General features: G+C 63.1%; 19 protein-coding genes and 1 riboswitch. Of the genes, 12 read left to right on the top strand and 7 right to left on the bottom strand.

Going from position 1 to position 24,458, the window contains the following annotated elements; translation table 11 throughout:
* Nucleotides 1–5 precede the first annotated feature (5 nt).
* On the bottom strand, nt 6–512 hold the full coding sequence (locus tag NKJ93_RS00645; protein ID WP_352495357.1) for a hypothetical protein: 507 nt from the start codon (nt 510–512) through the stop codon (nt 6–8).
* 174 nt (nt 513–686) lie between these two features.
* Between NKJ93_RS00645 and NKJ93_RS00640 the strand changes: the two genes are divergently transcribed.
* Nucleotides 687–1,568 (top strand): DMT family transporter, encoded by an 882-nt coding sequence (locus NKJ93_RS00640; protein WP_352495358.1) that lies wholly within the window; start codon nt 687–689, stop codon nt 1,566–1,568.
* A gap of 9 nt (nt 1,569–1,577) precedes the next feature.
* Here NKJ93_RS00640 and NKJ93_RS00635 read toward each other — a convergent pair whose 3' ends face one another.
* The 3 genes from NKJ93_RS00635 to NKJ93_RS00625 form a co-directional block, all read right to left on the bottom strand.
* On the bottom strand, nt 1,578–2,381 hold the full coding sequence (locus tag NKJ93_RS00635; RefSeq protein ID WP_352482189.1) for an ion channel: 804 nt from the start codon (nt 2,379–2,381) through the stop codon (nt 1,578–1,580).
* A gap of 58 nt (nt 2,382–2,439) precedes the next feature.
* On the bottom strand, nt 2,440–5,967 hold the full coding sequence (dnaE, locus tag NKJ93_RS00630; RefSeq protein WP_352495359.1) for a DNA polymerase III subunit alpha: 3,528 nt from the start codon (nt 5,965–5,967) through the stop codon (nt 2,440–2,442).
* 489 nt (nt 5,968–6,456) lie between these two features.
* A complete protein-coding gene (locus NKJ93_RS00625) occupies nt 6,457–8,469 on the bottom strand; it encodes an acetyl-CoA carboxylase biotin carboxylase subunit (protein WP_352495360.1) in 2,013 nt (670 codons plus the stop codon).
* A gap of 213 nt (nt 8,470–8,682) precedes the next feature.
* Between NKJ93_RS00625 and NKJ93_RS00620 the strand changes: the two genes are divergently transcribed.
* The 6 genes from NKJ93_RS00620 (at nt 8,683) to NKJ93_RS00595 (ending at nt 13,460) form a co-directional block, all read left to right on the top strand.
* Nucleotides 8,683–9,810, top strand: a complete 1,128-nt coding sequence (locus tag NKJ93_RS00620) for an S-(hydroxymethyl)glutathione dehydrogenase/class III alcohol dehydrogenase (protein ID WP_352495361.1) — start codon at nt 8,683–8,685, stop codon at nt 9,808–9,810.
* Between the two features lie 73 nt (nt 9,811–9,883).
* On the top strand, nt 9,884–10,453 hold the full coding sequence (gene gfa, locus NKJ93_RS00615) for an S-(hydroxymethyl)glutathione synthase (protein WP_352482184.1): 570 nt from the start codon (nt 9,884–9,886) through the stop codon (nt 10,451–10,453).
* 66 nt (nt 10,454–10,519) lie between these two features.
* A complete protein-coding gene (locus NKJ93_RS00610) occupies nt 10,520–10,987 on the top strand; it encodes a YaiI/YqxD family protein (protein WP_352482183.1) in 468 nt (155 codons plus the stop codon).
* Between the two features lie 4 nt (nt 10,988–10,991).
* On the top strand, nt 10,992–11,669 hold the full coding sequence (locus tag NKJ93_RS00605) for a DUF1345 domain-containing protein (RefSeq protein ID WP_352482182.1): 678 nt from the start codon (nt 10,992–10,994) through the stop codon (nt 11,667–11,669).
* Between the two features lie 101 nt (nt 11,670–11,770).
* The gene (locus tag NKJ93_RS00600; protein WP_352495362.1) at nt 11,771–12,649 is read left to right on the top strand and encodes a cytochrome b/b6 domain-containing protein; all 879 of its coding nucleotides are present in this window, start codon (nt 11,771–11,773) and stop codon (nt 12,647–12,649) included.
* A gap of 1 nt (nt 12,650) precedes the next feature.
* On the top strand, nt 12,651–13,460 hold the full coding sequence (locus NKJ93_RS00595) for a molybdopterin-binding protein (protein ID WP_352495363.1): 810 nt from the start codon (nt 12,651–12,653) through the stop codon (nt 13,458–13,460).
* Nucleotides 13,461–13,483: 23 nt separating this feature from the next.
* Here the strand turns inward: NKJ93_RS00595 and NKJ93_RS00590 are convergent, their stop codons facing one another.
* The gene (locus tag NKJ93_RS00590; RefSeq protein ID WP_352495364.1) at nt 13,484–14,086 is read right to left on the bottom strand and encodes a DUF3011 domain-containing protein; all 603 of its coding nucleotides are present in this window, start codon (nt 14,084–14,086) and stop codon (nt 13,484–13,486) included.
* A 98-nt stretch (nt 14,087–14,184) separates the two neighbouring features.
* Between NKJ93_RS00590 and NKJ93_RS00585 the strand changes: the two genes are divergently transcribed.
* Entirely contained in the window at nt 14,185–15,003 is an 819-nt protein-coding gene (locus NKJ93_RS00585) for a transporter substrate-binding domain-containing protein (RefSeq protein ID WP_352586979.1), read from the top strand.
* Between the two features lie 12 nt (nt 15,004–15,015).
* Here NKJ93_RS00585 and NKJ93_RS00580 read toward each other — a convergent pair whose 3' ends face one another.
* A complete protein-coding gene (locus NKJ93_RS00580; protein ID WP_352495366.1) occupies nt 15,016–16,014 on the bottom strand; it encodes a hypothetical protein in 999 nt (332 codons plus the stop codon).
* A gap of 203 nt (nt 16,015–16,217) precedes the next feature.
* Nucleotides 16,218–16,304: riboswitch (glycine riboswitch) on the top strand.
* Between the two features lie 148 nt (nt 16,305–16,452).
* Between NKJ93_RS00580 and gcvT the strand changes: the two genes are divergently transcribed.
* The 3 genes from gcvT to gcvP are packed head-to-tail and all read left to right on the top strand — an operon-like array spanning nt 16,453 to nt 20,754.
* Nucleotides 16,453–17,553: a glycine cleavage system aminomethyltransferase GcvT gene (gene gcvT / locus NKJ93_RS00575; RefSeq protein WP_352495367.1), complete on the top strand. Its 1,101-nt coding sequence runs from the start codon at nt 16,453–16,455 to the stop codon at nt 17,551–17,553.
* 5 nt (nt 17,554–17,558) lie between these two features.
* Complete coding sequence (gene gcvH, locus NKJ93_RS00570; RefSeq protein ID WP_352482176.1) at nt 17,559–17,927, top strand: glycine cleavage system protein GcvH; 369 nt, start codon at nt 17,559–17,561, stop codon at nt 17,925–17,927.
* A gap of 16 nt (nt 17,928–17,943) precedes the next feature.
* The gene (gene gcvP, locus NKJ93_RS00565; protein WP_352586977.1) at nt 17,944–20,754 is read left to right on the top strand and encodes an aminomethyl-transferring glycine dehydrogenase; all 2,811 of its coding nucleotides are present in this window, start codon (nt 17,944–17,946) and stop codon (nt 20,752–20,754) included.
* Between the two features lie 71 nt (nt 20,755–20,825).
* On the opposite strand, the gene NKJ93_RS00560 is transcribed toward gcvP, so the two are convergent.
* The gene (locus NKJ93_RS00560; protein ID WP_023720133.1) at nt 20,826–21,995 is read right to left on the bottom strand and encodes a GGDEF domain-containing protein; all 1,170 of its coding nucleotides are present in this window, start codon (nt 21,993–21,995) and stop codon (nt 20,826–20,828) included.
* A gap of 273 nt (nt 21,996–22,268) precedes the next feature.
* Here NKJ93_RS00560 and parE point away from each other — a divergent pair, with 273 nt between their 5' ends.
* On the top strand, nt 22,269–24,317 hold the full coding sequence (parE, locus tag NKJ93_RS00555) for a DNA topoisomerase IV subunit B (protein ID WP_352586974.1): 2,049 nt from the start codon (nt 22,269–22,271) through the stop codon (nt 24,315–24,317).
* The last annotated feature ends 141 nt before the right edge of the window (nt 24,318–24,458 follow it).

The following is a 24,458-nucleotide window of genomic DNA, read 5'->3' as shown; positions in this document are numbered from 1 at the left end:
TAGTGCTAAGTGCGCCGCAGATCGATCCGGCTGGTAATCACGCGCTCGCCGGTTTTCGGGTCGACGTCGATAACGGTCAGCCGCATGCCGTCCTCGCCATTCTTCTCGACCGTCATTTGCGCCTTGCGATCGCCATTGACCTCCTTGGCCCAGCGGATGCCGAGATTGATTGCGTTGCCTTTTCGGCTGCCGCTCAATTGCGCCGGCCCGGTGCGCGATCCGACATAGGTGCCGCTGTATTTCGTCCCGCTGGACCTGAGGTCCGCGCTGATGTCGCGCGTCACCAAGATAAGACCGCGGCAGCTGCCGTCGAGCGACAATGAGTTCGACGTCGCGTCGGAATTGAAGTGACAGGAGACATTCACCGTCGGCGCATCGGTGGTGACCTTGACGATGCCCTTGCCGGCGAAATTCCCCTGGAATGAGCGAAGAAAATCCGGATCGTCGGCATGCGCTGCGCCGGCCCCGGCCGTCAGGCAGCCGGCAAGTACAAATCGTGCGAGTGATTTCATCGGACCGCTCCTCGTTGGTATCCAAAACACGGCACGCAAACACTGAGGGACCAACGCTTCCCTCAGCGGCGGGTTCCGGCTTCAACATCACTGTTTGCAACGCTTCACGGCTGGCCCAGTCGAATGCGTCGGCTAGCGGTTGCGATGAAAGCCCCGGCTTGCGACATAGCGCGCATGGCACCCGCACCCTCGATCCCCAAGGCCGCGTTCTGGATGGCGCTGTCGATCGCCTCGTTCCTGGCGATGTCGGTCGCCGGCCGGGCCACGACGGCAGAGCTCAACGTCTTCCAGGTGCTCGAGCTGCGCTCGGTGATCGGCTTTTTCATCCTGCTGCCGCTGGTCATGATGTCAGGCGGTTTTGCGGCGATGCGCACCGGGCGTCCGCTGGCCCATATCGCCCGCAACGTCGTCCACTATACCGGCCAGGCTGCCTGGCTTTACGCCCTGACGCTGATCCCGCTTGCGGTGCTGATCTCGATCGAATTCACCACGCCGATCTGGACCGCCCTGCTGGCGGTCGCTTTCCTCGGCGAAAGGCTCTCCCGGCCACGGCTTGCGGCAATCGTGCTGGGGCTGATCGGCGTGATGATCATCGTGCGCCCGGGCGTCGGTGCGGTCAATCCGGGGCATGTTATCGTGCTGGGAGCCGCAGTCTGCTTCGGCGTCTCGGTGGTTCTCGTCAAGTCGCTGACGCGGACGGACAGCGTCGTGCGCATCATCTTCTGGATGCTGATCATCCAGTCGGTGCTTGGCCTCGTCCCGGCGCTATACGAATGGCGCAACCCGCCGCTCGAGCTCTGGCCGTGGATCCTGCTGATCGCGTTTACCGGCATGTCGTCGCATTTCTGCATGGCCCGCGCACTTGTCTATGCCGATGCGACGGTCATCTCGCCAATGGACTTTTTGCGCGTACCGCTGTCGGCGGTGATCGGATGGCTGCTTTATCACGAGCAGATCGACGCCTTCACCGCTGGCGGTGGCGCGCTGATCCTGCTCGGCAATCTGCTCAATCTGCAGAAAAAAGCCGCCAAACCGGCTGAGGTCGCAGCATCGTAGCCCTGCAATTCAATCGCCATCGTCGGGTATGTTCAGAACGTGCCCACAGGCCTTGCAATGGACGGCGTCGGGCTCGTGCCGCTGCAGCCCGCATTGCGGGCAAGGAAAGAACACCTTGGTGGGACGGAAGAGCGCCTGCGCAAGCCTGACGAACAGCGATATGCCGATGATCATGGTGGCGATCGCGGTGAGCTTGCCGGCCACGCCGGGCAGGACGATGTCACCGAAGCCGGTCGTGGTAACTGTGGCGACGGTGAAATACAGCGCATCGACATAGCCCTCGAGACCGCCCACGGTGCGGAAGAAGAAGGTGTAGACGAAGCCGGTGATGACAAAGAGGAACGTCAGGAAATTGATGACCGCGCGGCTCGCCTCGCGCCATCGCCTGAAGCCGCGCATCTCGAGAAATCGCCACAGCGCGCCGCTACGCGACAGCGACCACAGCCGCAGGATGCGCAAAAAACCGAGATTGGCCAGCGCCGTAGGCATCAGCAGAGTCAGCAGGATGAAGGCATCGATCCACGACGCCGGCTGTCTCATCAGGCGCAGCATGTCGTTGGAGGCAAGCAGCCGGGCAATCATGTCGGCGGCGACGAGTGCTGCCACGGAGTAGTCCAGCCAGAGGAACGAGGACGACTTCTGTATCACCGGCGTGGCAATAAAAAAGGCAATGATGGCGAGGTCGATGACAACAGCCGCAAGCTGAAACCGGAACGCCGCCGCTGTGCGCCCGTGATATAGCTTGCGCAGCATGTCGCGGAGCCGCGCCAAGGCTGAAGAATCCTGCGCTCCACTCTTGTCTATTGCATTCATGGCGACTGCGATAACGTTTGGGCCACCAGCCGTCCAGTGTTGCCAGCCGGGCAGCCGGCTACACCAGCTCCACTTCCACCACGCCTGGCACAGCGCGCATCGCCGACGCGATCTGCGGCGAGACGCGGTAGCGGTTGGGCAACTCAATCTCGACCTCGCCCTCGCCGCCTTCCTTGATGACGATGATGCTCACCTGACTGTCGCCACGCTGCCCAAGTTGCGATTGGATTGTCGATGCCGGTGCGTCATTTCTGACGAAGATGCGCAGCGCTTTCTGGATGCGGCTTGCCTCGTCCTCCAGCGACTGCACGGTCTGGATGCGCAGATTGACGCCTTCCGGCCTGTCCTCGGCCGAAACGGTGATCACCACCGAGCGGCCGGGTTCGAGCAGGTCGCGGTATTGTGCCAGCCCCTCCGAAAACAGCACCGCTTCATACTGGCCCGACGTGTCGGAAAACTGCACGACGCCCATCTTGTTGCCGGTGCGCGTCTTGCGTTCCTGCTTGGTGGTGACGGTACCGGCGAGCCGGCCGGCGGCAGCACCGCGTTTGACGGCGGCCGAAAACTCGCCCCAGGTCTGCACCCGCATTTTCTGCAGCGCCGCCTTGTATTCGTCGAGCGGATGCGCCGAGAGATAGAATCCAACCACCTGGAATTCGCGATGCAGGCGATCGGCGGCGAGCCAGGGGTCGGTCGCCGGCAGGTTGAGTGCCCGCGACTGTGCGCCAAGCGAAGCGCCAAAAATGTCATGCTGGCCGGTGACGGCATTCTGCTGCGCCAGCGATGCCAGCCCCATCATCCGCTCGACGCCGGCCATCATCGCCGCGCGGTCGTGGCCGAAGCAGTCGAGCGCGCCAGCCATGATCAGGCTTTCGAAGACGCGCTTGCCGACGATCTTCGGATCTACCCTTTCGCAGAAATCGGCGAGGCTCTTGAACGGCTTTTCGCCGCGCGTGGCGACGATGTGCTCGACCGCCGCGTCGCCGACGCCCTTGAGCGCGGCCAGCGAATAGAAGATGCGGTTCTCGCCGACCTCGAAATCCCGGAACGACGTCATCACCGATGGCGCCACCACTTCGATGCCGAGACGCAGCGCATCCTGGCGGAAATCGGCGAGCTTGTCCGTATTGCCCATGTCGAGCGTCATCGATGCGGCCAGGAATTCGACCGGGTAATGCGCCTTCAGATAGGCGGTCTGGTACGACACGACGGCATAGGCGGCAGCATGCGATTTGTTGAAACCATAGTCGGCGAACTTTGCCAGCAGGTCGAAAATGAAGTCGGCTTGCGGCTTGCCGACGCCACGCTCGACCGCACCGGAAACAAAGCGCTCGCGCTGCTTGTCCATCTCGGCGCGGATCTTCTTGCCCATGGCGCGGCGCAGCAGATCGGCTTCGCCCAGCGAATAGCCGGAAAGCTCCTGCGCGATCTGCATCACCTGTTCCTGGTAGACGATGACGCCTTGCGTCTCCTTGACGAGATGGTCGATCTTCGGGTGGATCGACGCCATCTCCTCCTCGCCATGCTTTCTGGCGTTGTAGGTCGGGATGTTCTCCATCGGCCCCGGCCGGTAGAGCGCGACCAGCGCGATGATGTCCTCGATACAGTCGGGCCGCATGCCGATCAGCGCCTTGCGCATGCCGGCACTTTCCACTTGGAACACGCCGACCACCTCGCCGCGCGACAGCATGGCGTAGGTTTCCGGGTCGTCGAGCGGAATGTGGGCGAGATCGATCTCGATGCCGCGGCGGCGGATCAGCTTGACCGCCCTGTCCAGCACGGTCAGCGTCTTCAGCCCAAGGAAGTCGAATTTCACCAGCCCGGCCTGCTCGACATACTTCATGTTGAACTGTGTGACCGGCATGTCCGAGCGCGGATCGCGGTACATCGGCACCAGTTCCCACAGCGGCCGGTCGCCGATAACGATACCGGCGGCGTGCGTCGAGGCGTGGCGGTAGAGACCTTCCAGCTTCTGCGCCGTGTCGAGCAGCGTTTGCACGATCGGCTCCCGCTCGGCCTCTTCGGCAAAGCGCGGCTCGTTGGCGATGGCGTCGGCGAGCTTGACCGGATTGGCCGGGTTCGACGGCACCATCTTGCTCAGCTTGTCGACCTGGCCGTAAGGCATCTGCAGCACGCGGCCGACGTCGCGCAGCACCGCGCGCGCCTGTAGTGTGCCGAAGGTGATGATCTGGCCGACCTGGTCGCGGCCGTATTTCTGCTGGACGTAACGGATGACCTCCTCGCGCCGGTCCTGGCAGAAGTCGATGTCGAAGTCGGGCATCGACACGCGATCGGGATTGAGGAAGCGCTCGAACAGCAGCGAAAAGCGCAGCGGATCGATGTCGGTGATGGTCGTCGAATACGCAACCAGCGAGCCGGCGCCCGAACCGCGGCCCGGGCCGACCGGAATGCCTTGTGCCTTGGCCCATTTGATGAAGTCGGCAACGATCAGGAAATAGCCCGGATATTTCATCTTCTCGATGACCCCGAGCTCGAAATCCAGTCTTTCGCGATACTGGTCGGCCGTGTAGCCGGGTGTGAGCCCATGCGCCGCCAGCCGCGCGTCCAGCCCTTCATGCGCCTGCCGGGCAAGCTCCTGCGCCTCCGCTTTAACCGCCGCTTCGGCGTCGGCGACATCGCGGCCGGCAAAGCGCGGCAGGATCGGGTTGCGGGTCTTCGGATAGTAGGAGCAGCGCAGCGCGATCTCGACGGTGTTGTCGATTGCTTCCGGCAGGTCGGCGAACAGCCTCGCCATATCGGCCTGGCTTCTCAGGAAGTGGTCGGGCGAAAGGCGGCGGCGATTGTCGGCCGCAACCACGGAGCCTTCGGCGATGGCGATCAGCGCGTCATGCGCCTCATAGTCTTCACGAGAAAAGAAAAACGCCTCGTTGGTGGCAACCAGCGGCAGATCGTGGCGGTAGGCGAGGTCGACCGACGACTGCTCGATCGTGCGGTCGTAGCCGGACACGCGCTCCAGCTCGACATAGAGCCGGTCGCCGAACAGGCCCTTGAGCGCCAGGAGCCGGGTCTCGGCGAGTTCGCGGCGGTCCTCTTTCAAGGCATTGCCGATCGGGCCTCGCGGCCCGCCCGTAAGGCAGATCAGACCGTCGGAGTGGCCCTGCAGCATCTCGGTCGTCAGATGCACCGCTTCGCCGGGCGGTGTCTCGAGGTAGACGCGGCTGACCAGCCTGACCAGATTGCTGTAACCGGCCTCGGTTGCGGCGATCAGTACGACGGGCCGCATCTCCGGTCCTTGCCGCCTGCGGTCGCGCTGGCTGTCGCTCGCCTCGCCGGAAAAGGCGAGGTCGATCTGGCAGCCGATGATCGGCTGGATGCCGTCCTTCCCGGCTTTCTGGGCGAATTCCAGCGCGCCGAACAGATTGTTGGTATCGGTGACGGCTATTGCCGGGCATTCATCCTGCACCGCATGGCCGACGATCTTGCCGAGTTGCAAGGCACCTTCGAGCAGCGAATAGGCCGAATGCACGCGCAGATGAATGAACCGACGCGCCGCCTGCTCCGCCCGCGACGCCTTTGCATAGGCCTCGCGCAGCAAGGGATCGCGTGGAAGTCTCTCATTCGCCATGGTTTTTTCGCGCCGCCTCACAAGGACTCAGTCGATGAAGATGTATTGTCCGGCACCGGGTAACACGAGTCCAGCGGAAGCGATTGGAGCTTTGGAAGTTTAGAGCAACCGCTGAAGCTGCCAATCTCCCCCCTCGTGGGGGAGATGTCCGGCAGGACAGAGAGGGGCGCTGTCCCGCCGACCTCAGGCCGGAAACAAAAAACCCGCCACAGCGGGCGGGTCGTTGGAGCCAATTAGCACCATACCGAGATTAGTAGCATAGCTGCCGGCACAAAGCAAGAACAAAATACGCCACGACGGCAAAAAGCGAATTCCTCACGGCCTCGCCTGTCCCTCCTCCACTGAGCGTGCCAACCCATTGCAAGGTCGCGTTTCTTCGCGCCCCTCTCTGTCCTGCCGGACATCTCCCCCACGAGGGGGAGATTGGCCGTCACCTCGGCTTTCGCTAATCTCCAACGTCCCAGGCCGGCGCCGAGGCGGATTTCAGCCTCACGCGAATTGCATGATCACCGCATCGACCGCAAGGCTGTCGCCGGGCTTGGCGTTGAGCTTCGATACGATGAGATCGCGCTCGGCGCGCAGCACGTTTTCCATCTTCATCGCCTCGACCACAGCCAGCGTCTCGCCGGCCTTGACCTCCTGCCCCTCGGCAACCGCGATCGACACGACGAGGCCAGGCATCGGGCAGAGCAGCATCTTCGACGTGTCCGGCGCCACTTTTTCCGGCATCAGCCTTTCGAGTTCGGCGGTGCGCGGCAGCATGGCGCGGGCTGTCACAGACATGCCTTTCCAGGCAAGGCGGAACCCGTTCAGCACCGGCCTGACCTGCGCCGCGACTTTGCGGCCGCCGACCTTGCCGCGCCAGATGAGATCGCCCGGCCGCCAGTCGGAGGTCACCCTCAGTGCCTTGTCGCCGTCGATTGTGAGGTCGAGCTCCATCGGAATGGAAATCATGCCTTCGACGATGGCGACCGAAAGATAATCCCGGCCGATCTTCACCGCCCAATCGCGTTTCAAGGCGCCGGAATGCGGCGCCAGCCGCCCGCCCAGCCGGTCGAGCCGGTCGCGGCGCAGCAGTTCGACCGCGGTGGCGATCGCGGCCAGCACCGCTTTCTCCTCGGCGTCTGGCACGATCGGCGCGAAGCCGTCTGGGTATTCCTCGGCGATGAAAGCGGTCGATATCAGCCCTTCCCGCCAGCGCGGATGCTGCATCAGCGCCGCCAGGAACGGTATGTTGTGCTCGATGCCGTCGACAACGAACCTGTCCAGCGCTTCCGACATCGCATCTATTGCCGCAAGCCGTGTCGGCGCCCAGGTGCACAGCTTGGCGACCATCGGATCATAGAACATCGAGATTTCCGAGCCTTCGGTGACGCCAGTATCGTTGCGGATGACTATTTCGCCAAATTGCCCCTCTTCCGGCGGCCGGTATCTCGTCAACCGGCCAATCGACGGCAGAAAGTTGCGATACGGGTCTTCGGCATAGAGGCGGCTTTCCACCGCCCAGCCGTTCAGCTTGATGTCGCCCTGTTTGATGGCGAGCTTTTCGCCGGCCGCCACGCGGATCATCTGCTCGACCAGGTCGATGCCGGTGACCAGTTCCGTCACCGGATGCTCGACCTGCAAGCGCGTATTCATTTCCAGGAAATAGAAGTTCTTGTCGCTATCGACGATGAATTCGACCGTGCCGGCGCTCTGGTAGTCGACCGCCTTGGCCAGCGCCACAGACTGCTCGCCCATGGCTTTGCGGGTCTTGGGATCGAGGAACGGCGACGGCGCCTCCTCTACGACCTTCTGGTTGCGGCGCTGGATCGAGCATTCGCGCTCGCCGAGATAGAGCGTGTTGCCATGCGCGTCGGCAAGCACCTGGATTTCGATATGGCGCGGATCGACGATGAACTTCTCGATGAAGACGCGGTCATCGCCGAACGAGCTTTTGGCTTCCGAGCGCGCCCGGTCGAAGCCGTCGCGCACCTCGGCCTTGCTCCAGGCGATGCGCATGCCCTTGCCGCCGCCGCCGGCCGAGGCCTTGATCATCACGGGATAGCCGATTTCGCCGGCGATCTTTTCGGCATGGGCGACGTTTTCGATGACGCCAAGCCAGCCGGGCACCGTCGAAACCTTGGCCGCGTTGGCGAACTTCTTCGATTCGATCTTGTCGCCCATTGCCTTGATGGCCTTGGGCTTCGGGCCGATGAAGACGATGCCTTCCTGCTCCAGCGCCTCGCAGAAGGATGCCCGCTCGGACAGGAAACCGTAGCCGGGATGCACGGCCTCGGCCCCTGTCGCCTTGCAGGCGGCGATGATCTTTTCCGGGGCCAGATAGCTTTGCGCGGCGGGAGAAGGGCCGATATGCACCGCCTCGTCAGCCATTTCGGCATGCACGGCATCGCGGTCGGCGTCGGAATAGACCGCGACGGTGGCGATGCCCATCTTGCGCGCCGTCTTGATCACACGGCAGGCGATCTCGCCACGGTTGGCGATCAGGATCTTTGTGAACATGCAGGCCTCGTCCCTCGGCTGCCCTTCTTTTCCGGGCTTCCCGTTTTATGGGCTTCAGGGGGCCGGTCAAGGCAAAGTCGGAGCCTATCCCGGACGCAAATCGGCGAGCTCTGACGAAAATCCGGGATCAGAACGTCGCTTCGTGCATAGCGCAGAGCTGAGTGGTAAGTTAAATCTAACCTGGATTGCAGACTGCCATGGGAGGATTGCCTGATGAAAACGCGCGCCGCTGTCGCCGTCGCCGCCGGAAAGCCGCTGGAGATCATGGAGGTCGACCTCGAAGGTCCCCGTGATGGCGAGGTGCTGGTCGAGATCAAGGCAACCGGCATCTGCCACACCGACGAGTTCACACTGTCGGGCGCCGACCCGGAAGGCCTGTTTCCGGCGATCCTCGGCCATGAGGGCGCCGGCATCGTCGTCGACGTCGGCAAGGGCGTCACCTCGGTCAAGAAGGGCGACCATGTCATCCCGCTTTATACGCCGGAATGCCGGCAGTGCCCGTCCTGCCTGTCGCGCAAGACCAACCTCTGCACCGCCATCCGTGCCACGCAGGGTCAAGGCTTGATGCCTGACGGCACGTCGCGCTTCTCGATCGGCAAGGACAAGCTGTTCCACTACATGGGCTGCTCGACCTTCTCCAACTTCACCGTGCTGCCCGAGATCGCGGTGGCCAAGGTCAATGCCGACGCCCCCTTCGACAAGATCTGCTACATCGGCTGCGGCGTCACCACCGGCATCGGCGCGGTGATCAACACGGCCAAGGTCGAGCAAGGCGCGACCGCTGTCGTCTTCGGCCTTGGCGGCATCGGCCTCAACGTCATCCAGGGCCTGCGCCTTGCCGGCGCCGACCTGATCATCGGCGTCGACCTGAACAACGACAAGAAGGCCTGGGGCGAGAAATTCGGCATGACGCATTTCGTCAATCCGAAGGAGATCGACGGCGACATCGTCCCGCATCTCGTCAACATGACCAAGCGCGGTGCCGACCAGATCGGCGGCGCCGACTACACATTCGACTGCACCGGCAACACCAAGGTGATGCGCCAGGCGCTGGAAGCCTCGCATCGCGGCTGGGGCAAGTCGGTCATCATCGGCGTCGCCGGCGCCGGCCAGGAGATTTCGACCAGACCCTTCCAATTGGTCACCGGCCGCACCTGGATGGGCACCGCCTTCGGCGGCGCGCGCGGCCGCACCGATGTGCCAAAAATCGTCGACTGGTACATGGACGGCAAGATCCAGATCGATCCGATGATCACCCATACGCTGAAGCTCGAGGACATCAACAAGGGGTTCGACCTCATGCACGAAGGCAAGTCGATCAGGAGCGTGGTAGTTTACTGAGGAGGAGGAGAAAGCCGCCGGCCAATCAGCCAGCGGCCGAAAATGCACATGTTCAACAAGGGAGGAGACAAAAATGCCGGAAAAACTGCATCCGAAAATCGACAATGGACTGCCCAGGGAAAAGGCCGACTTTGCCGGCGGGACGCTGGTCTGCGCCTGCACCAGCAATCCGGTCAAGGTGAAGGTCAAGGGCCAGATCGCCCACAACCATGCCTGCGGCTGCACCAAATGCTGGAAGCCGGAAGGCGCACTGTTCTCGGTGGTGGCGGTGGCCGGTACAACCGACGTGACGGTCACCGAAAACGGCGACAAGCTGAGGATCGTCGATCCGGGCGCGCTGATCCTGCGCCATGCCTGCACCGGCTGCGGCGTCCACATGCACGGCCCGGTCGAGCGCGACCACGCTTTCAAGGGGCTGTCCTTCATCCATCCGGAGCGCTTCCAGGAGGACGGCTGGTCGCCTCCGGGCTTCACCGCCTTCGTCTCGTCGATCATCGAATCCGGTGTCGATCCGAGCCGTATGGACGGCATAAGGTCACAGCTGAAGTCGATCGGGCTCGAGCCTTATGACTGCCTCAATCCTGGCTTGATGGACTATATCGCCACCTGGACGGCAAAGAGATCCGGCGCGTTGCCGGCCTAGTAGCCGCTCGACTATCATCGATCGAGCCGGGCGACGTCGCCCGGCTCTTTCACATTTGGAACAACGATGCCCGCACCCGCTATTCTCGTCGATGCCGATGCCTGCCCAGTGAAGGCCGAGGTCGAAAAGGTCGCCGAGCGGCACGGCATCGTCGTCACCTTCGTCTCCAATGGCGGCTTGCGTCCATCGCGCGATCCGATGATCCGCAATGTCGTCGTCTCCAAGGGTGCGGACGCCGCCGACGACTGGATTGTCGAAAATGCCCGGCCCAACGACATCGTGGTGACCGCCGACATCCCGCTTGCTGCCCGCGCGGTGGCGCTTGGCGCCCATGTACTCGGCCCGACGGGACGCCCGTTTACGCCTGAGACGATCGGCATGGCGGTGGCGATGCGCGACCTCAAGCAGCACCTGCGCGAGACCGGCGAAAGCAAGGGCTACAATTCGAGCTTCGCGCCGCAGGATCGCTCGCGGTTTCTCGGCGAGCTTGACCGCATCTTGCGGCGGGCGCTGAAATCCGCCTCAGCGGACTGAAACCATGACGACCGGTACCCCCACCAGGATGCCCATGCAACGCCACACGCCGTTCGCGCTGTCGGCCTGCATCGGCGTGGCAGCCTTCGCCGCAGCGCTGATCTGGCGTGCGCCGCTTGCCTATTCGATCGGCGCCAATGTGTTCTTTGCCGCCTATCTCTGTCTTGTCGTCGCTCACATGCCGCGGCTTACTGGCAGCTATCTGCGCAAGAATGCAGGCGACACGGACCTGCCGGTGCTGGCCATCTTCGCGGTCACGCTGGTTGTGGTCGCAATTGCCATCATCTCGTTGTTTCAATTGATCAACAGGGAGAAGAGCGCGGATCCCGTCGAGCTTACGGTGGCGTTGTTGTCTATCCCGCTTGGCTGGTTGACCATCCATGCGATGGCGGCACTTCACTACGCACATCTCTATTGGTTGGACGGCGACGCGATGGATGGCGACACCAAAAAGAAAATTCCGGTCGGCGGCCTCGACTTCCCGGGCGGCAAACGGCCGGAAGGCTCGGATTTCCTCTATTTTGCGACAGTGATCGGCATGACGGCGCAAACTGCCGACACCAACATCACAACCTCGCAAATGCGCCGTGTCGTGCTTGTGCATTCGATCCTGTCGTTCTTCTTCAACACGGTGATCGTGGCAGCCGCGGTCAACCTCGCAGTCAGCCTCGGCAGTCCGTAATAAATCCGGGATCGGGTGAAACATCGCTTAAGCTGGCGACGTATTGGGAGGAGAAGAGATCTGACAGGCCGCGGCGAACGTGCGGCCGGAGGGAACAACAGATGGAATCGCTTGCCAGAAACCAAGCCGCCGAAGCAGATACCGCCGCGCCGAGCGATGCGACGCTGATCTATCGGCAGTCGCGCTGGACGCGGCTGACGCATTGGCTGTGGGCGATCGCGCTGTTCTTCATGCTGCTTTCCGGTCTGCAAATATTTAACGCCCGCCCACAGCTCTACATCGGCAAGGAGTCGGGCTTTGGCTACAACAACACCATCTTCGCCATTGGCGCCGAAAACACGGTGACTGGCCCGCGCGGCTACACCGACATCTTCGGCAAGCGCTTCGATACCACCGGCGTGCTCGGCTGGTCGGGTCCGGCCGGCCAGGAGACCTCCCGCGCCTTCCCGTCCTGGGCGACGATCCCTTCCTACTACGATCTCGGCACCGCGCGCGTCGTTCATTTCTTTTTCGCCTGGGTGCTGACCACCACGCTGCTGGTCTGGCTGGTCGCCAGTCTGATCAACGGCCATTTGCGGCGCGATCTTGCCCCGCGCCTCGATGATATCAGGCGGCTGCCGCGAGACATTGTCGACCACGCCAGGTTCCGGTTCCACCACAGGCGCGAATACAACACGCTGCAGAAGATGGCTTATGGCGGCGTGCTGTTCGTGCTGCTGCCGCTGATGATCGTCACCGGCCTGGCCATGTCGCCGAGCATGAACTCGGTACTGCCATTCCTGAACGACCTGCTCGGCGGCCGGCAGACGGCGCGCACCATTCATTTCACGGTGATGCTGCTGCTCGTCGCCTTCTTCATCATCCACATCCTGATGATCCTCGCCGCCGGCCCGATCAACGAGCTGCGTTCGATCATCACCGGCTGGTACCGAACCGACCCGCCGGCGCATGGCGACAAAGCACCCGAGAGGAGCGCCTGACATGGCGAAATTCGAGATCAGCCCCAAGCTACAGATAAGCCGAAGAAAGTTCCTGACCTCGGCCAGCTTGGGCCTTTCCGGCATCATGCTTTCGGGCTGCGATGCCTTCGACAGCCAGCTTGGCGTCGGCGACGGCCTGCGCAGTTTCCTCGAAAGCGCCAATGGCCTGACCTGGCGGGCGCAGCGGCTGCTTGCCGGCCGTGACGCGCTGGCGCCGGAGTTCACCGAGGCCGACATTCGCCAGCCGCAGCGGCCGAACGGCGTCACAGCGCCCGACGACGATTTCTACAACGGCCTGCTCGCCAACGATTTCGCCGACTGGCGGCTGGAGGTTTCCGGCCTCGTCGAAAAACCGCTGTCGCTGAGCCGCGACCAACTGATGAACATGCCGAGCCGCACCCAGATCACCCGCCACGACTGCGTCGAGGGCTGGAGCTGCATTGCCAAATGGACCGGCACGCCGCTGTCGCTGGTGCTCGACCAGGCGGTGGTCAAGCCGCAGGCGCGCTACGTCATCTTCCACTGCCTCGATACGATCGACCGCAGCCTTGCCGGCGATATCAAATATTACGGCTCGATCGACCTGATCGATGCCCGTCATCCGCAGACGATCCTTGCCTATGGCCTCAACGGCAAGCCGTTGCCGGTCGAAAACGGCGCGCCGCTGCGCGTCCGCGTCGAGCGCCAGCTCGGCTACAAAATGCCGAAATACCTCACCAAGATCGAGCTGGTCGACGGCTTCGCCAATGTCGGCGGCGGCAGAGGCGGCTATTGGGAGGACAATGGCTACGACTGGTACGGCGGCATCTGACCGAAACCTGACTTAAGCCTCATCTAACTGTCGTCGTCGCTGTCGTCGCCGTCGCTGCGCAGGGCCGGATTCAGATCAGGATTGTCGTCAGGGGTAACAAGCTTCCCCAGCCCGTGCGGTCCTTGGTAGTTGCCGTGGGTATCGAAGTTGGGATTGCCCTGATTGTCGAATTGCGGCGTCGGATCGATCGATTGGTCGTAACGGCGCGGGCGCGGCTTCGGATAGTAATTGTCGGAATGATGGCGGTGCGAATTGCCGTTGTCGAGAATGGCGCCTACCACGCCGCCGACGATAATGGCTGCAGCGACGTCGCCAGCAGAGGGATTGCGGTTGGGGCCGGCGACTGCGAATTCGGCCGAGCAACCATTGTCGACCCAGATGCCGCCGCCGTCATAGCCCCAGCTTCTACCATATACGCAACGCGCCTTCGAAAGCCTGGAGGTCAACTGCACGCCACGTCGCGTATCGATCCCGCAATAGGAATAGCGGTAATCGGCGCTGGAGCAGACCATGCGTTTTGCCCCCGCAGCCTGCGCTGCCGCCGGCAGCAACGAAAGCTTCGCCGGGTTGCCCAGGATGCAAACCAGGAACATCATCGAACTGCTAACCGCCATCCGTGCCGACATCGCAACTCTCCATCAGGGTCCGCTATCGACAGAATGGCACCTCTGTGTAAATCTGACAACCGGACGGGCTCAGCGAGGTTATATTAATGCGCGCTAAGATGATCGCCACAACTATACTTGCCCTTTCTGCCTGGTTGGCTTTGTCGCTGCTGCCAGCCCGGGCGGATGACAGCCTCAAGCGCATCATCGACCAGAAGACACTGACGGTCGGCGTGGCGCTCAACCCGCCATGGATCCTCAAGAAGGCCGACGGGAAGTTCGCCGGCTATGATGTCGACCTGACCAATGCGCTGGCGTCTGATCTCGGCGTCGACCTGAAGCTGGTCGAGGTGCATTGGAACGACCTCAAGACACGACTGCTCAAGGGTGATTTCGACATGATCGCGGCGGGCTACGCCAGCACGCCGGAACGCGCACGCGAGGTGGTGTTCTCCAACCAGACCGGTACCGCCGATATCCGCATGGTTGCGACGATCGCCAGCCTTGGGAAAAGGCCGGGAAAGGCAGTAGCGGCGCCGGGATACAAGATCGCCGTGTTGTCCAATTCCACCGATGAAGCCGCCGCGAAGGAAGCTTTTCCTAAGGCGACCATCCTGTCTTTCGACAATACCTCAGATGTTTTCGCCGCGATCATCGGCGGCGACGCACAGGCGATGGTCGCCACATCGCCAACGCCGCAAATGGCCGCCAGGCTCTATGACGCGAAATTGAAAATGGTGGGCGGTCCGCTGTTGCGGACGCCGGAGGCGTTTGCCATGCGGCCGGACGATGTCCGCCTCATCCAATACGTCAACAACTGGATCGGCGCGCGTACCGCTGACGGCACCATAGGCGGCGTGCGCCGCTACTGGTTCGGCAGCTTCAAATGGATGTCGCGGTTCGACACCGGCGCCAAGCCGGAACCTGCCAAGCAATAGGTTGGCGACCTGTTATGCGACCTTGTCGATCAGCGGCTTGAGCGCCGGGTGGATTTCCGGCGAGGCGTGCTTGATCAGCGTCAGCAACGCACGCTCGTTCTCCTGCAGCGGCCGGTCGCCGATGTGTTCAGCTAGCCATTTCGCCTCGCCGGCATCGACCGTCTCGGCGCGGCGGGCCAGAGCCTCGGCTGCGTTGTTCCTCGATTCCCATTCGGCCTCGACGTCGCCCGGTGAACGATAGGCCTCCATAATGCCGGACAGGCCACCCGACACCATGCGGCTGAAGAAACCGCCGATCTCCGGATCGGCCTGCTCGAAAAAAGCATCCCGGCGCAGCGCCACATCGCGCACCGGCGCTTCGTAGCCGGCCGAACACATGACGAAATTGGCGATCGCCTTGACGAACAGATCGTTCCACGACGGATCATTGTCGCCCGCCACTGTCCGCTCGTTGATCTTGAACAGCACCTCGGCCTCGGCGCGGCTGATGGCGATGTTGCCATCGCCGCCATAGGCGTAAAGGATGCGGCGCAACAGCTCGACCTCAGCCTTGGCTATCGACCCAGGGATAAGCCTGCCGCCGGTCGTCAGCGGCCCCTTGCCATCCACGACCGCATGAGCGACCTGCTCCAGCGCATAGCCGGAAAGCGTGCTCGGCGATGATTTGGCAACTTCCAGCACGTGCACTAGCAGCTCGAGTTCGGTTCGGCTGTCATCCATGCCGTCGCGCGAAATCGCCCGGATCAGCCAGTCGGCATTGTCCTGGGAAACATAGCCGGCCGGCTGTTCCTGGTGGACGATGAAGTCGGTGACGGCCTCGACGAAAAACTCGAGCCATTCCGCGCATTTGTCCCTCGCCGTCGCGTCGAGCGCAAACAGCGCCTCGGCCTCGCCGCGCGTTACCACGCCGTCGCCGAACACTTCGCCGCGCAGCATGACCACGTCTTCCGCCGTGATCCGATTTTTCGAGGTCAGCCCGGCCACTGGCGCGCTCATGATCAATTCGCCCATTTTGTTCCCCGCCCGCCGCCGGCAATTGCCGGCCCTTATCCGGCATATCAGCAAGGTCTTGAGAAACCGGCAAGCGGCGTGGTTAGCGAAGGCTTGCCTGTAAAGAAGGCCCGCAGAAGACTGCCAGTAAAAATGTCGCTGGCAGGTGACAAGGTGTCGTCCACGGGCTATGGATGACGAGTCGAGGGCTCTTAACCGAGTCCTACCTGTTTGCGGGAGAGAGCAGCGAGAGCTGCCGCCGAAGGGGAAATCGCCCGAAATCTCTCAGGCAAAAGAACCGTAGACGGGAAAGACACTCTGGAAAGTCGGGGCTTGCCCCCGCGCCGAAGGTGTAAGCGCTGCCGACAGAGTTACGGGGCGCGAGTCTCTCAGGCTTCAGACAGAGGGGCACGGACTGGTCGCCATTCGCGACCGCTTGCGTGCGACTCTGGAGATGACATGACGGGCGACGACACCAAACACCTTCCCCTCGAAGATCTGCACATGGCAGCCGGTGCGCGCTTCGGCGCCTTCGCCGGCTGGTCGATGCCGCTGACCTATCCGGCCGGCGTGATGAAGGAGCATCTTCACAGCCGCGAGCATGCCGGCCTGTTCGACATCTCGCACATGAAGCTGTTCGAAATCAGCGGCCCGGGCGCAGCAGCGCTTCTGAACCGCGCCTGCCCGTTCGATGCCGGCGCGCTTCAGGTTTCCCAGTCCAAATACACGTTCTTCCTCAATGAGGCCGCCGGAATACTCGACGATCTGATCGTCACCAGGCTCGGCGTCGAGCGCTTCATGATGGTCGCCAATGCCGGCAACGCCGCCGCCGACGAAAAGCATCTGCGTGAACTTGCCGAGGATTTCGACGTGAAGGTGGACGCGCTCGACCGCGTCTTCCTGGCCATCCAGGGCCCCGAGGCATGGGCTGCCCTTTCCCGCGCCGGCATCGAGACCGGTTCGCTGGTGTTCATGCACGGCATCGAGCCGCGCGAAAACTGGTTCATGAGCCGGTCGGGCTATACCGGCGAAGACGGTTTCGAGATCGGCCTGCCGGAAGCGGACGCGCGAACCCTCGTCACCAGGTTGCTCGAGGACGAGCGAGTGATGTGGATCGGCCTTGCCGCCCGCGACAGCCTGCGGCTCGAAGCAGGACTGTGCCTGCACGGGCTGGACATCACGCCGGAGATCGATCCGGCCAGCGCCGGGCTGATGTGGGCCATCCCCAAGGAGGTTCGCGCCTCTGGCGCGTTCATCGGCGCCGATGCATTGCGCGCCATCCTGGAGCGCGGCCCGGCGCAAAAACGCGTCGGCCTGAAGCCGGACGGCCGCCAGCCGGTGCGCGCCGGTGCTGCCCTTTTCGACGCCGACGGCAACCCTGCCGGCCATGTCACCTCAGGCGGCTTCGGCCCCTCGGCCGGTCATCCGGTGGCAATGGGCTACGTCCGGACGCCGCTTGCCAAGCCCGGCACAAGACTGTTCGCCGATGTCCGCGGGACGAAAATCCCGGTCGACATCCACCCCTTGCCCTTCACGCCCCATCGCTACCGCAAAGGATGATTTCAATGGCAAAGACCTATTTCACCGAAGATCACGAATGGCTTCGCGTCGAGGGCGGCATCGCCACCGTCGGCATCACCGATTACGCGCAGCAGCAGCTCGGTGACCTCGTCTTCGTCGAACTGCCTGAGCCAGGGAAAAAGCTGGCCAAGGGCGATACGGCCGTGGTGGTCGAATCGGTCAAGGCGGCATCGGACGTCTACGCACCAGTCGACGGCGAGATCACCGAAGCCAACACCGCGCTGTCGGCCGATCCTTCGCTCGTCAATTCGGCGGCAACCGGCGACGGCTGGCTGTGGAAGATGAAGCTGGCCAATGAGAGCCAGCTCGACGGCCTCCTCGATGAAGCCGCTTACAAAGCCCATATTGGTTGATAGCAGGACCAGCAAGATGACCGCAGCACCCTACCCCTTCTCGGCTCGCCATATCGGCCCGGGCCTCCAAGACGTCAGAGCCATGCTGGCCACGATCGGCGTTCCCTCGGTCGAGACGCTGATCAGCCAGGCAGTGCCGAAGTCGATCCGGCTCGACCGTCCATTGGCCTTGCCCGCCGCTGCAAGCGAAGCGGAAGCGCTGACCGAGCTCGCGGCGACGATGGCAAAGAACACGGTGCTGAAGAGCTTCATCGGTAGCGGCTATCATGGCGTCCACGTGCCGCCGGTGATCCAGCGCAACCTGTTCGAGAACCCGGCCTGGTATACGGCTTACACGCCTTACCAAGCCGAGATCAGCCAGGGCCGGCTGGAAATGCTGTTCAACTTCCAGACGCTGGTCACCGAGCTGACCGGCTTGCCGGTGGCGTCGGCCTCGCTGCTCGACGAGGCGACGGCGGTGGCCGAAGCGGTCGGCATTGCGCTGCGCCATCATCGCGACAAGCGCACCAAGGTGGCACTGGCCGGCACGCCGCACCCGCAGACGCTGGACGTCGTTCGCACCCGCGCCGAACCGCTCGGCATCGAGGTCGACGGCGAGGTGATCGACGACAACACCGCCGCCCTGCTGGTCTCCTGGCCCGATACATTCGGCGTCTATGGCAATCACAAGGCAGCGATCGACAAGGCCCGCGCTGCCGGCGCGCTGGTCGTCTTCATTGCCGATCCGTTGGGCCTGACGCTGACCGACGCGCCAGCCAGGCTTGGCGCCGACATCGCCGTCGGCCCGATGCAGCGTTTTGGCGTGCCGATGGGCTTTGGCGGGCCGCACGCCGCCTATTGCGCCGTGTCCGACAGGCTGACGCGGCTGATGCCCGGCCGGCTCGTTGGCCAGTCGACGGACAGCAAGGGCCGTCCCGGATATCGCCTGGCCTTGCAGACACGCGAGCAGCATATCCGCCGCGACAAGGCGACCTCCAACATCTGCACCGCACAGGCGCTGCTCGCCAACATAGCGACGGCCTATGCGATCTGGCATGGCCCTGCCGGGCTGCAGGCGATTGCCGGCCGCGTCCACACGCTGGCCAACCGCCTGGCTGCCGGCCTCAAGGCAGCAGGCGTTTCGGTGCTCGGCGGAAGCCGCTTCGACACGGTGACCGTGGAAGTGAAGGGCAGAGCCGCCGCACTTGCCGCCGCCGCCGAGAAGACCGGCCGGCTGCTGCGTGTCATCGACGCCGACCATGTCGGCATCAGCTTTGACGAGACCTCCACCGAGGCCGATCTGGAGGCGATCGCAGCACTTTTCGGCGCCAAGGCCGGCGTTGCCGCCGGCAGTTCCATGCCAGGAAAACCGCGCGGCAAGGAGTTCCTCACCCAGCCCGTCTTCCGCGAAAACCACTCGGAAACCGACATGATGCGCTTCTTGCGCCGGCTGTCCGACAAGGACCTGGCGCTCGACCGCGCCATGATCCCGCTCGGCTCCTGCACCATGAAGCTCAACGCCGCCGCCGAAATGATGCCGGTAAGCTGGCCCGATGTCGCCAACCTGCATCCCTTTGCCCCGGCGAGCCATTCGGTAGGCTATCGCGCCATGATCGACGAGCTGGAAGGCTGGCTGGCGGAGATCACCGGCTTCGACGCGGTGACCCTGCAGCCCAATGCCGGCAGCCAGGGCGAATATGCAGGGCTGCTCGCCATTCGCGGCTATCATTTGTCGCGTGGCGAAGGCCATCGCACCGTCTGCCTGATCCCGTCCTCGGCGCATGGCACCAATCCGGCAAGTGCGGCCATGGCCGGCATGAGTGTCGTCGTCGTGCGCTGCACCGAGGACGGCAATATCGACATGGAAGACTTGCAGGCCAAGGCGGCCGAGCATGCAAAAGACCTCGCGGCGCTGATGTTCACCTATCCTTCAACGCATGGTGTTTTCGAGGAAGGCGCGCGCGACCTCTGTGCGCTCGTCCACAGCCATGGCGGCCAGGTCTATTTCGACGGCGCCAATCTCAACGCTCTGGTCGGCCTCGCCCGTCCCGGCGATATCGGTGCCGATGTCTGCCACATGAACCTGCACAAGACCTTCTGCATTCCACATGGCGGCGGCGGCCCCGGCGTCGGCCCGATCGGCGTCAAGGCGCATCTGAAGCCATATCTGCCCGGCCACGTCACCGAAGGCTCGGCCCATGCCGTGGCGGCGGCACCGTTCGGCAGCGCCTCGATCCTGCCGATCACCTGGATGTATATCCGCATGATGGGCGCTTCCGGCCTGAAGCAGGCGACCGAGACGGCGATCATCTCCGCCAACTACGTGGCGACGCGGCTTGGCGAGCATTTCCCCCTGCTTTACAAGGGGCGCAACGGACGCGTTGCGCATGAATGCATCCTCGACACCCGCGTGCTCAAGGACAGCGCCGGCATCAGCGTCGACGATATCGCCAAGCGGCTGATCGACTATGGCTTCCACGCGCCGACCATGTCGTTCCCGGTGGCCGGCACGCTGATGGTCGAGCCGACCGAATCCGAGCCCAAGCGCGAGCTGGATCGTTTCTGCGAAGCCATGATCGCCATAGCCGGCGAGGCAGCCAAGGTGGCGAAGGGCGAATGGCCCTTGGCCGACAATCCTCTGGTCAATGCGCCACATACCGCCGCCGAGGCGTTGGCCGGCCAGTGGACCCATCCCTATTCGCGCCTGGAAGCGGCCTACCCCGCCGGCGATGCCGATACGGCGGCAAAATACTGGCCACCGGTGTCACGCATCGACAACGTCGCTGGCGACCGCAACCTGGTCTGCTCCTGCCCGCCGCTGTCGGAATATCTGGGTGCGGCGGAGTAGACCATGATCCCGAAGAGTGGAATCCGGTTTTCGGACAAGATCATGGTCTAACAAGAAGATAGAAGCCTCAATCAGGCAGAACGCAAGGCCGGCCCGTCGGCCTTGCTCGCCCTGTCCCGGGCGATGACGCGATTTCGCCCGGCGCGCTTTGCCGCATAGAGCGCGGCGTCGGCTTCGGCCAGCACATCATCGAGACCGGTGCCGCTCGTCCCACCAAAGCCGATGCCGCCGCTGACTGTGCTTCGCAACGGACCAAGCTGGGTGGCCACGACTTCCGTACCGAAGGCGACGCTGATCTTGCTCGCAATGTCATAGGCTTTTTCTTCCGTCATCCGCGACATGACGAGCACGAATTCCTCGCCGCCCAGCCGGAAGGCGTCGACGCCGGTTCTGGCGTATTTCCTGATGACGGCGGCAAAGCGGCGCAGGACCTGGTCGCCGACCGGATGACCGAATACGTCGTTCGTCCTTTTGAAATGGTCGAGGTCGAACATGGCGACGGACATAAACGGACCGAAGACCCGCTCGCCGTAGAGTGCCGTTAACGCCCGCCGATTCATCAGCCCGGTCAATGGATCGGTCATCGTCTCGGCCTTCAATTCGATCTGCGCCTGCAAATGGTGCAGGGAGAGCGTTAATGCGCCAAGCCCGGTCATGCAGGCGACGGCTACGACGGAATTCACCCGCTCGGCCCAATTGTCCGGTGCTACGCCGAGCACCCACTGGCCCTTGACCAGCAGGACCGCGCCGCAAAGTCCGAACGACAGCGCACAGACGCCGCTCAGGAACGATACGACCAGCAATATCCGGCGATCATGACCACCCTCAATCCAGAACATCGCCCCGATAAGCGAGAGTAGCGCCGTTACCGTCGCATAGGTGACAATGAAGCCGACACCATCAAACCCGAGATACGTCGCGCCCGCGCAAACAGCCATCGCAGCCAAGGTCGGCAAGATGGCGCGCCTATAGTCGCGCATGCTGAGATATTGCATGGCCGACAGGCAGATAATCAGGAAGCCGAGGCTGAGAAGAGCAAGCACGATCTGGCAAAGCCAGGGGCTTGGATCTCTTGTGTAATGCCAAAACAAGACCACATGTGCGACGAGCACGAGAATGCCGCACGCCACCGTCAGCACAAAGCGTGCCTGTGGCGCGGTGAACCAGATCGCAAACATGGTGATGCTGAGGCACGTGCCCGACAGCGCCGCTGCGAGCAGGAGCGAACTGTAATCCAACATGCTTAAGCGACAGCCTCTTGAGGGTTTCGCTGCATTCTAGGTCAGCGACAGTCCGCGGATATCGTTTTTCAGCCAACCTTGCGGCGTAACCTTCGGACAAGGTTTACAAAGCGTCGATGCTCCAAGCTTCGACCCCATTTCCGCCGCTTGGTTGTCGAATGGTTTTGCAGTAAGAGGCTCTATCCTCGAACGTAACAGGAACCTCCGTCGCCTGCCCGCAAAAAGCGTGGCAGTATCGGGTGGTGATTCGCAGCATCGGAATCCAGGACCGGCATGGACGACAATAACGATCTTTTCGGCAATTTGGGCAAGCAGCCGCAACCGGCTCGCGCCGCGCGCCCGGCCGACCCGCTGGTGCAGGCGGCGAAGCGGCCGGCGCCCCGCGATGCCAGCGAGAGCTATAGTGCCGCCGATATCGAGGTGCTGGAGGGGCTGGAGCCGGTGCGCCGCCGCCCGGGCATGTACATTGGCGGCACCGACGACAAGGCGATGCACCATCTGTTCGCCGAGGTCATCGACAATTCGATGGACGAGGCGGTCGCCGGCCATGCTACCTTCATCGATGTCGAGCTTTCCGCCGACGGATACCTGTCTGTAACCGACAACGGCCGCGGCATTCCGGTCGATCCGCACCCGAAATTCAAGAAGCCGGCGCTCGAACTCATCATGACCACGCTGCATTCAGGCGGCAAGTTCGACAGCAAGGTCTACGAGACCTCGGGAGGCCTGCACGGTGTCGGCGTTTCCGTGGTCAACGCGCTGTCCGACCATCTCGAGGTCGAGGTTGCGATTGGGCGCAAGCTCTATCGCCAGCGCTTCTCGCGAGGCGTTCCGGTGACCGGCCTGGAGCAGCTCGGCGAGGTGCACAACCGGCGCGGCACGAAGATCCGCTTCCATCCAGACGAGCAGATTTTCGGCAAGGGTGCTGCGTTCGAGCCGGCGCGGCTCTACCGCATGGCGCGGTCAAAAGCCTATCTGTTCGGCGGTGTCGAAATCCGCTGGACCTGCGATCCCTCGCTGATCAAGGAAAAGGACACGACGCCGGCCAAGGCAGAATTCCATTTTCCGGGCGGCCTCAAGGACTATCTGAAAGCCTCGCTCGGCGACGAATTCCAGGTGACCCGTGAAATGTTCGCCGGCAAGAGCGAGAAGCAGGGCGGTCACGGCTCGCTCGAATGGGCGGTGACCTGGTTCGGCGGCGACGGTTTTATAAATTCCTATTGCAACACCATTCCGACAGCTGAAGGCGGCACGCACGAGGCCGGCTTCCGCAACGTTCTGACGCGCGGCTTGCGCGCTTATGCCGATCTGGTCGGCAACAAGCGCGCTTCGATCGTCACATCCGAGGATGTGATGATCTCGGCGGCGGGCATGCTGTCGGTGTTCATCCGCGAACCGGAATTCGTCGGCCAGACCAAGGACAGGCTGGCGACGATCGAGGCGATCCGCATCGTCGAAAGCGCCATCCGCGACCCGTTCGACCATTGGCTGGCCGACAATCCGCAGGAAGCTTCGAAACTGCTCGAATGGGTGATCGCGCGTGCCGACGAGCGGGTGCGCCGCCGCCAGGAAAAGGAAGTGTCGCGCAAGAGCGCCGTGCGCAGGCTGCGCCTGCCCGGCAAGCTCGCCGATTGCACGCAGAATGCAGCGGCCGGCGCCGAGCTGTTCATCGTCGAGGGCGATTCGGCTGGCGGTTCGGCAAAGCAGGCGCGCGACCGCGCCAGCCAGGCGGTGCTGCCGCTCCGCGGCAAGATCCTCAACGTCGCCAGCGCCGGTAACGACAAGCTGGCCGGCAACCAGCAGATATCCGACCTGATCCAGGCCTTGGGCTGCGGCACGCGCTCGAGATACCGCGACGAGGACCTGCGTTACGACCGGGTCATCATCATGACCGACGCCGACGTCGATGGCGCCCATATCGCTTCGCTGCTGATCACCTTCTTCTACCAGGAGATGCCGAGCCTGGTCCGCGGCGGCCATCTCTATCTGGCGGTGCCGCCGCTCTACTCGATCCGGCAAGGCGGCAAGGTCGCCTATGCCCGCGACGATGCGCACAAGGACGAACTTCTGCGCACCGAATTCACCGGGCGCGGCAAAGTCGAAATCGGCCGCTTCAAGGGGCTGGGCGAAATGATGGCCGCCCAGCTCAAAGAAACCACCATGGACCCGAGAAAGCGCACGCTGCTCAGGGTGGACGTCATCGACGCCGAGGCGGCGACCAAGGATGCGGTCGACGCATTGATGGGCACCAAGCCCGAGGCCCGCTTCCGCTTCATCCAGGAACGCGCGGAATTCGCCGCGACGGAAGTGCTGGATATCTGAGCGTCTTCTGCTAGGCGAGCCGCGGACGGCGGCTGTCACTGTGCGCAAGACTTTTCCGGATTTTTCGCGAAGGATGAGGCCTGGAACGGTTCAGCGTTTCACGGAAACGCCGAACCGCTCAGTTTTTTATTTTTTGACGCA

The organism is Mesorhizobium sp. M0028 (assembly GCF_040323855.1).
Lineage (GTDB): Bacteria > Pseudomonadota > Alphaproteobacteria > Rhizobiales > Rhizobiaceae > Mesorhizobium.
Note: the sequence above shows the minus strand (reverse complement) of the source record. Positions and strands in the feature narration are given on the sequence as shown.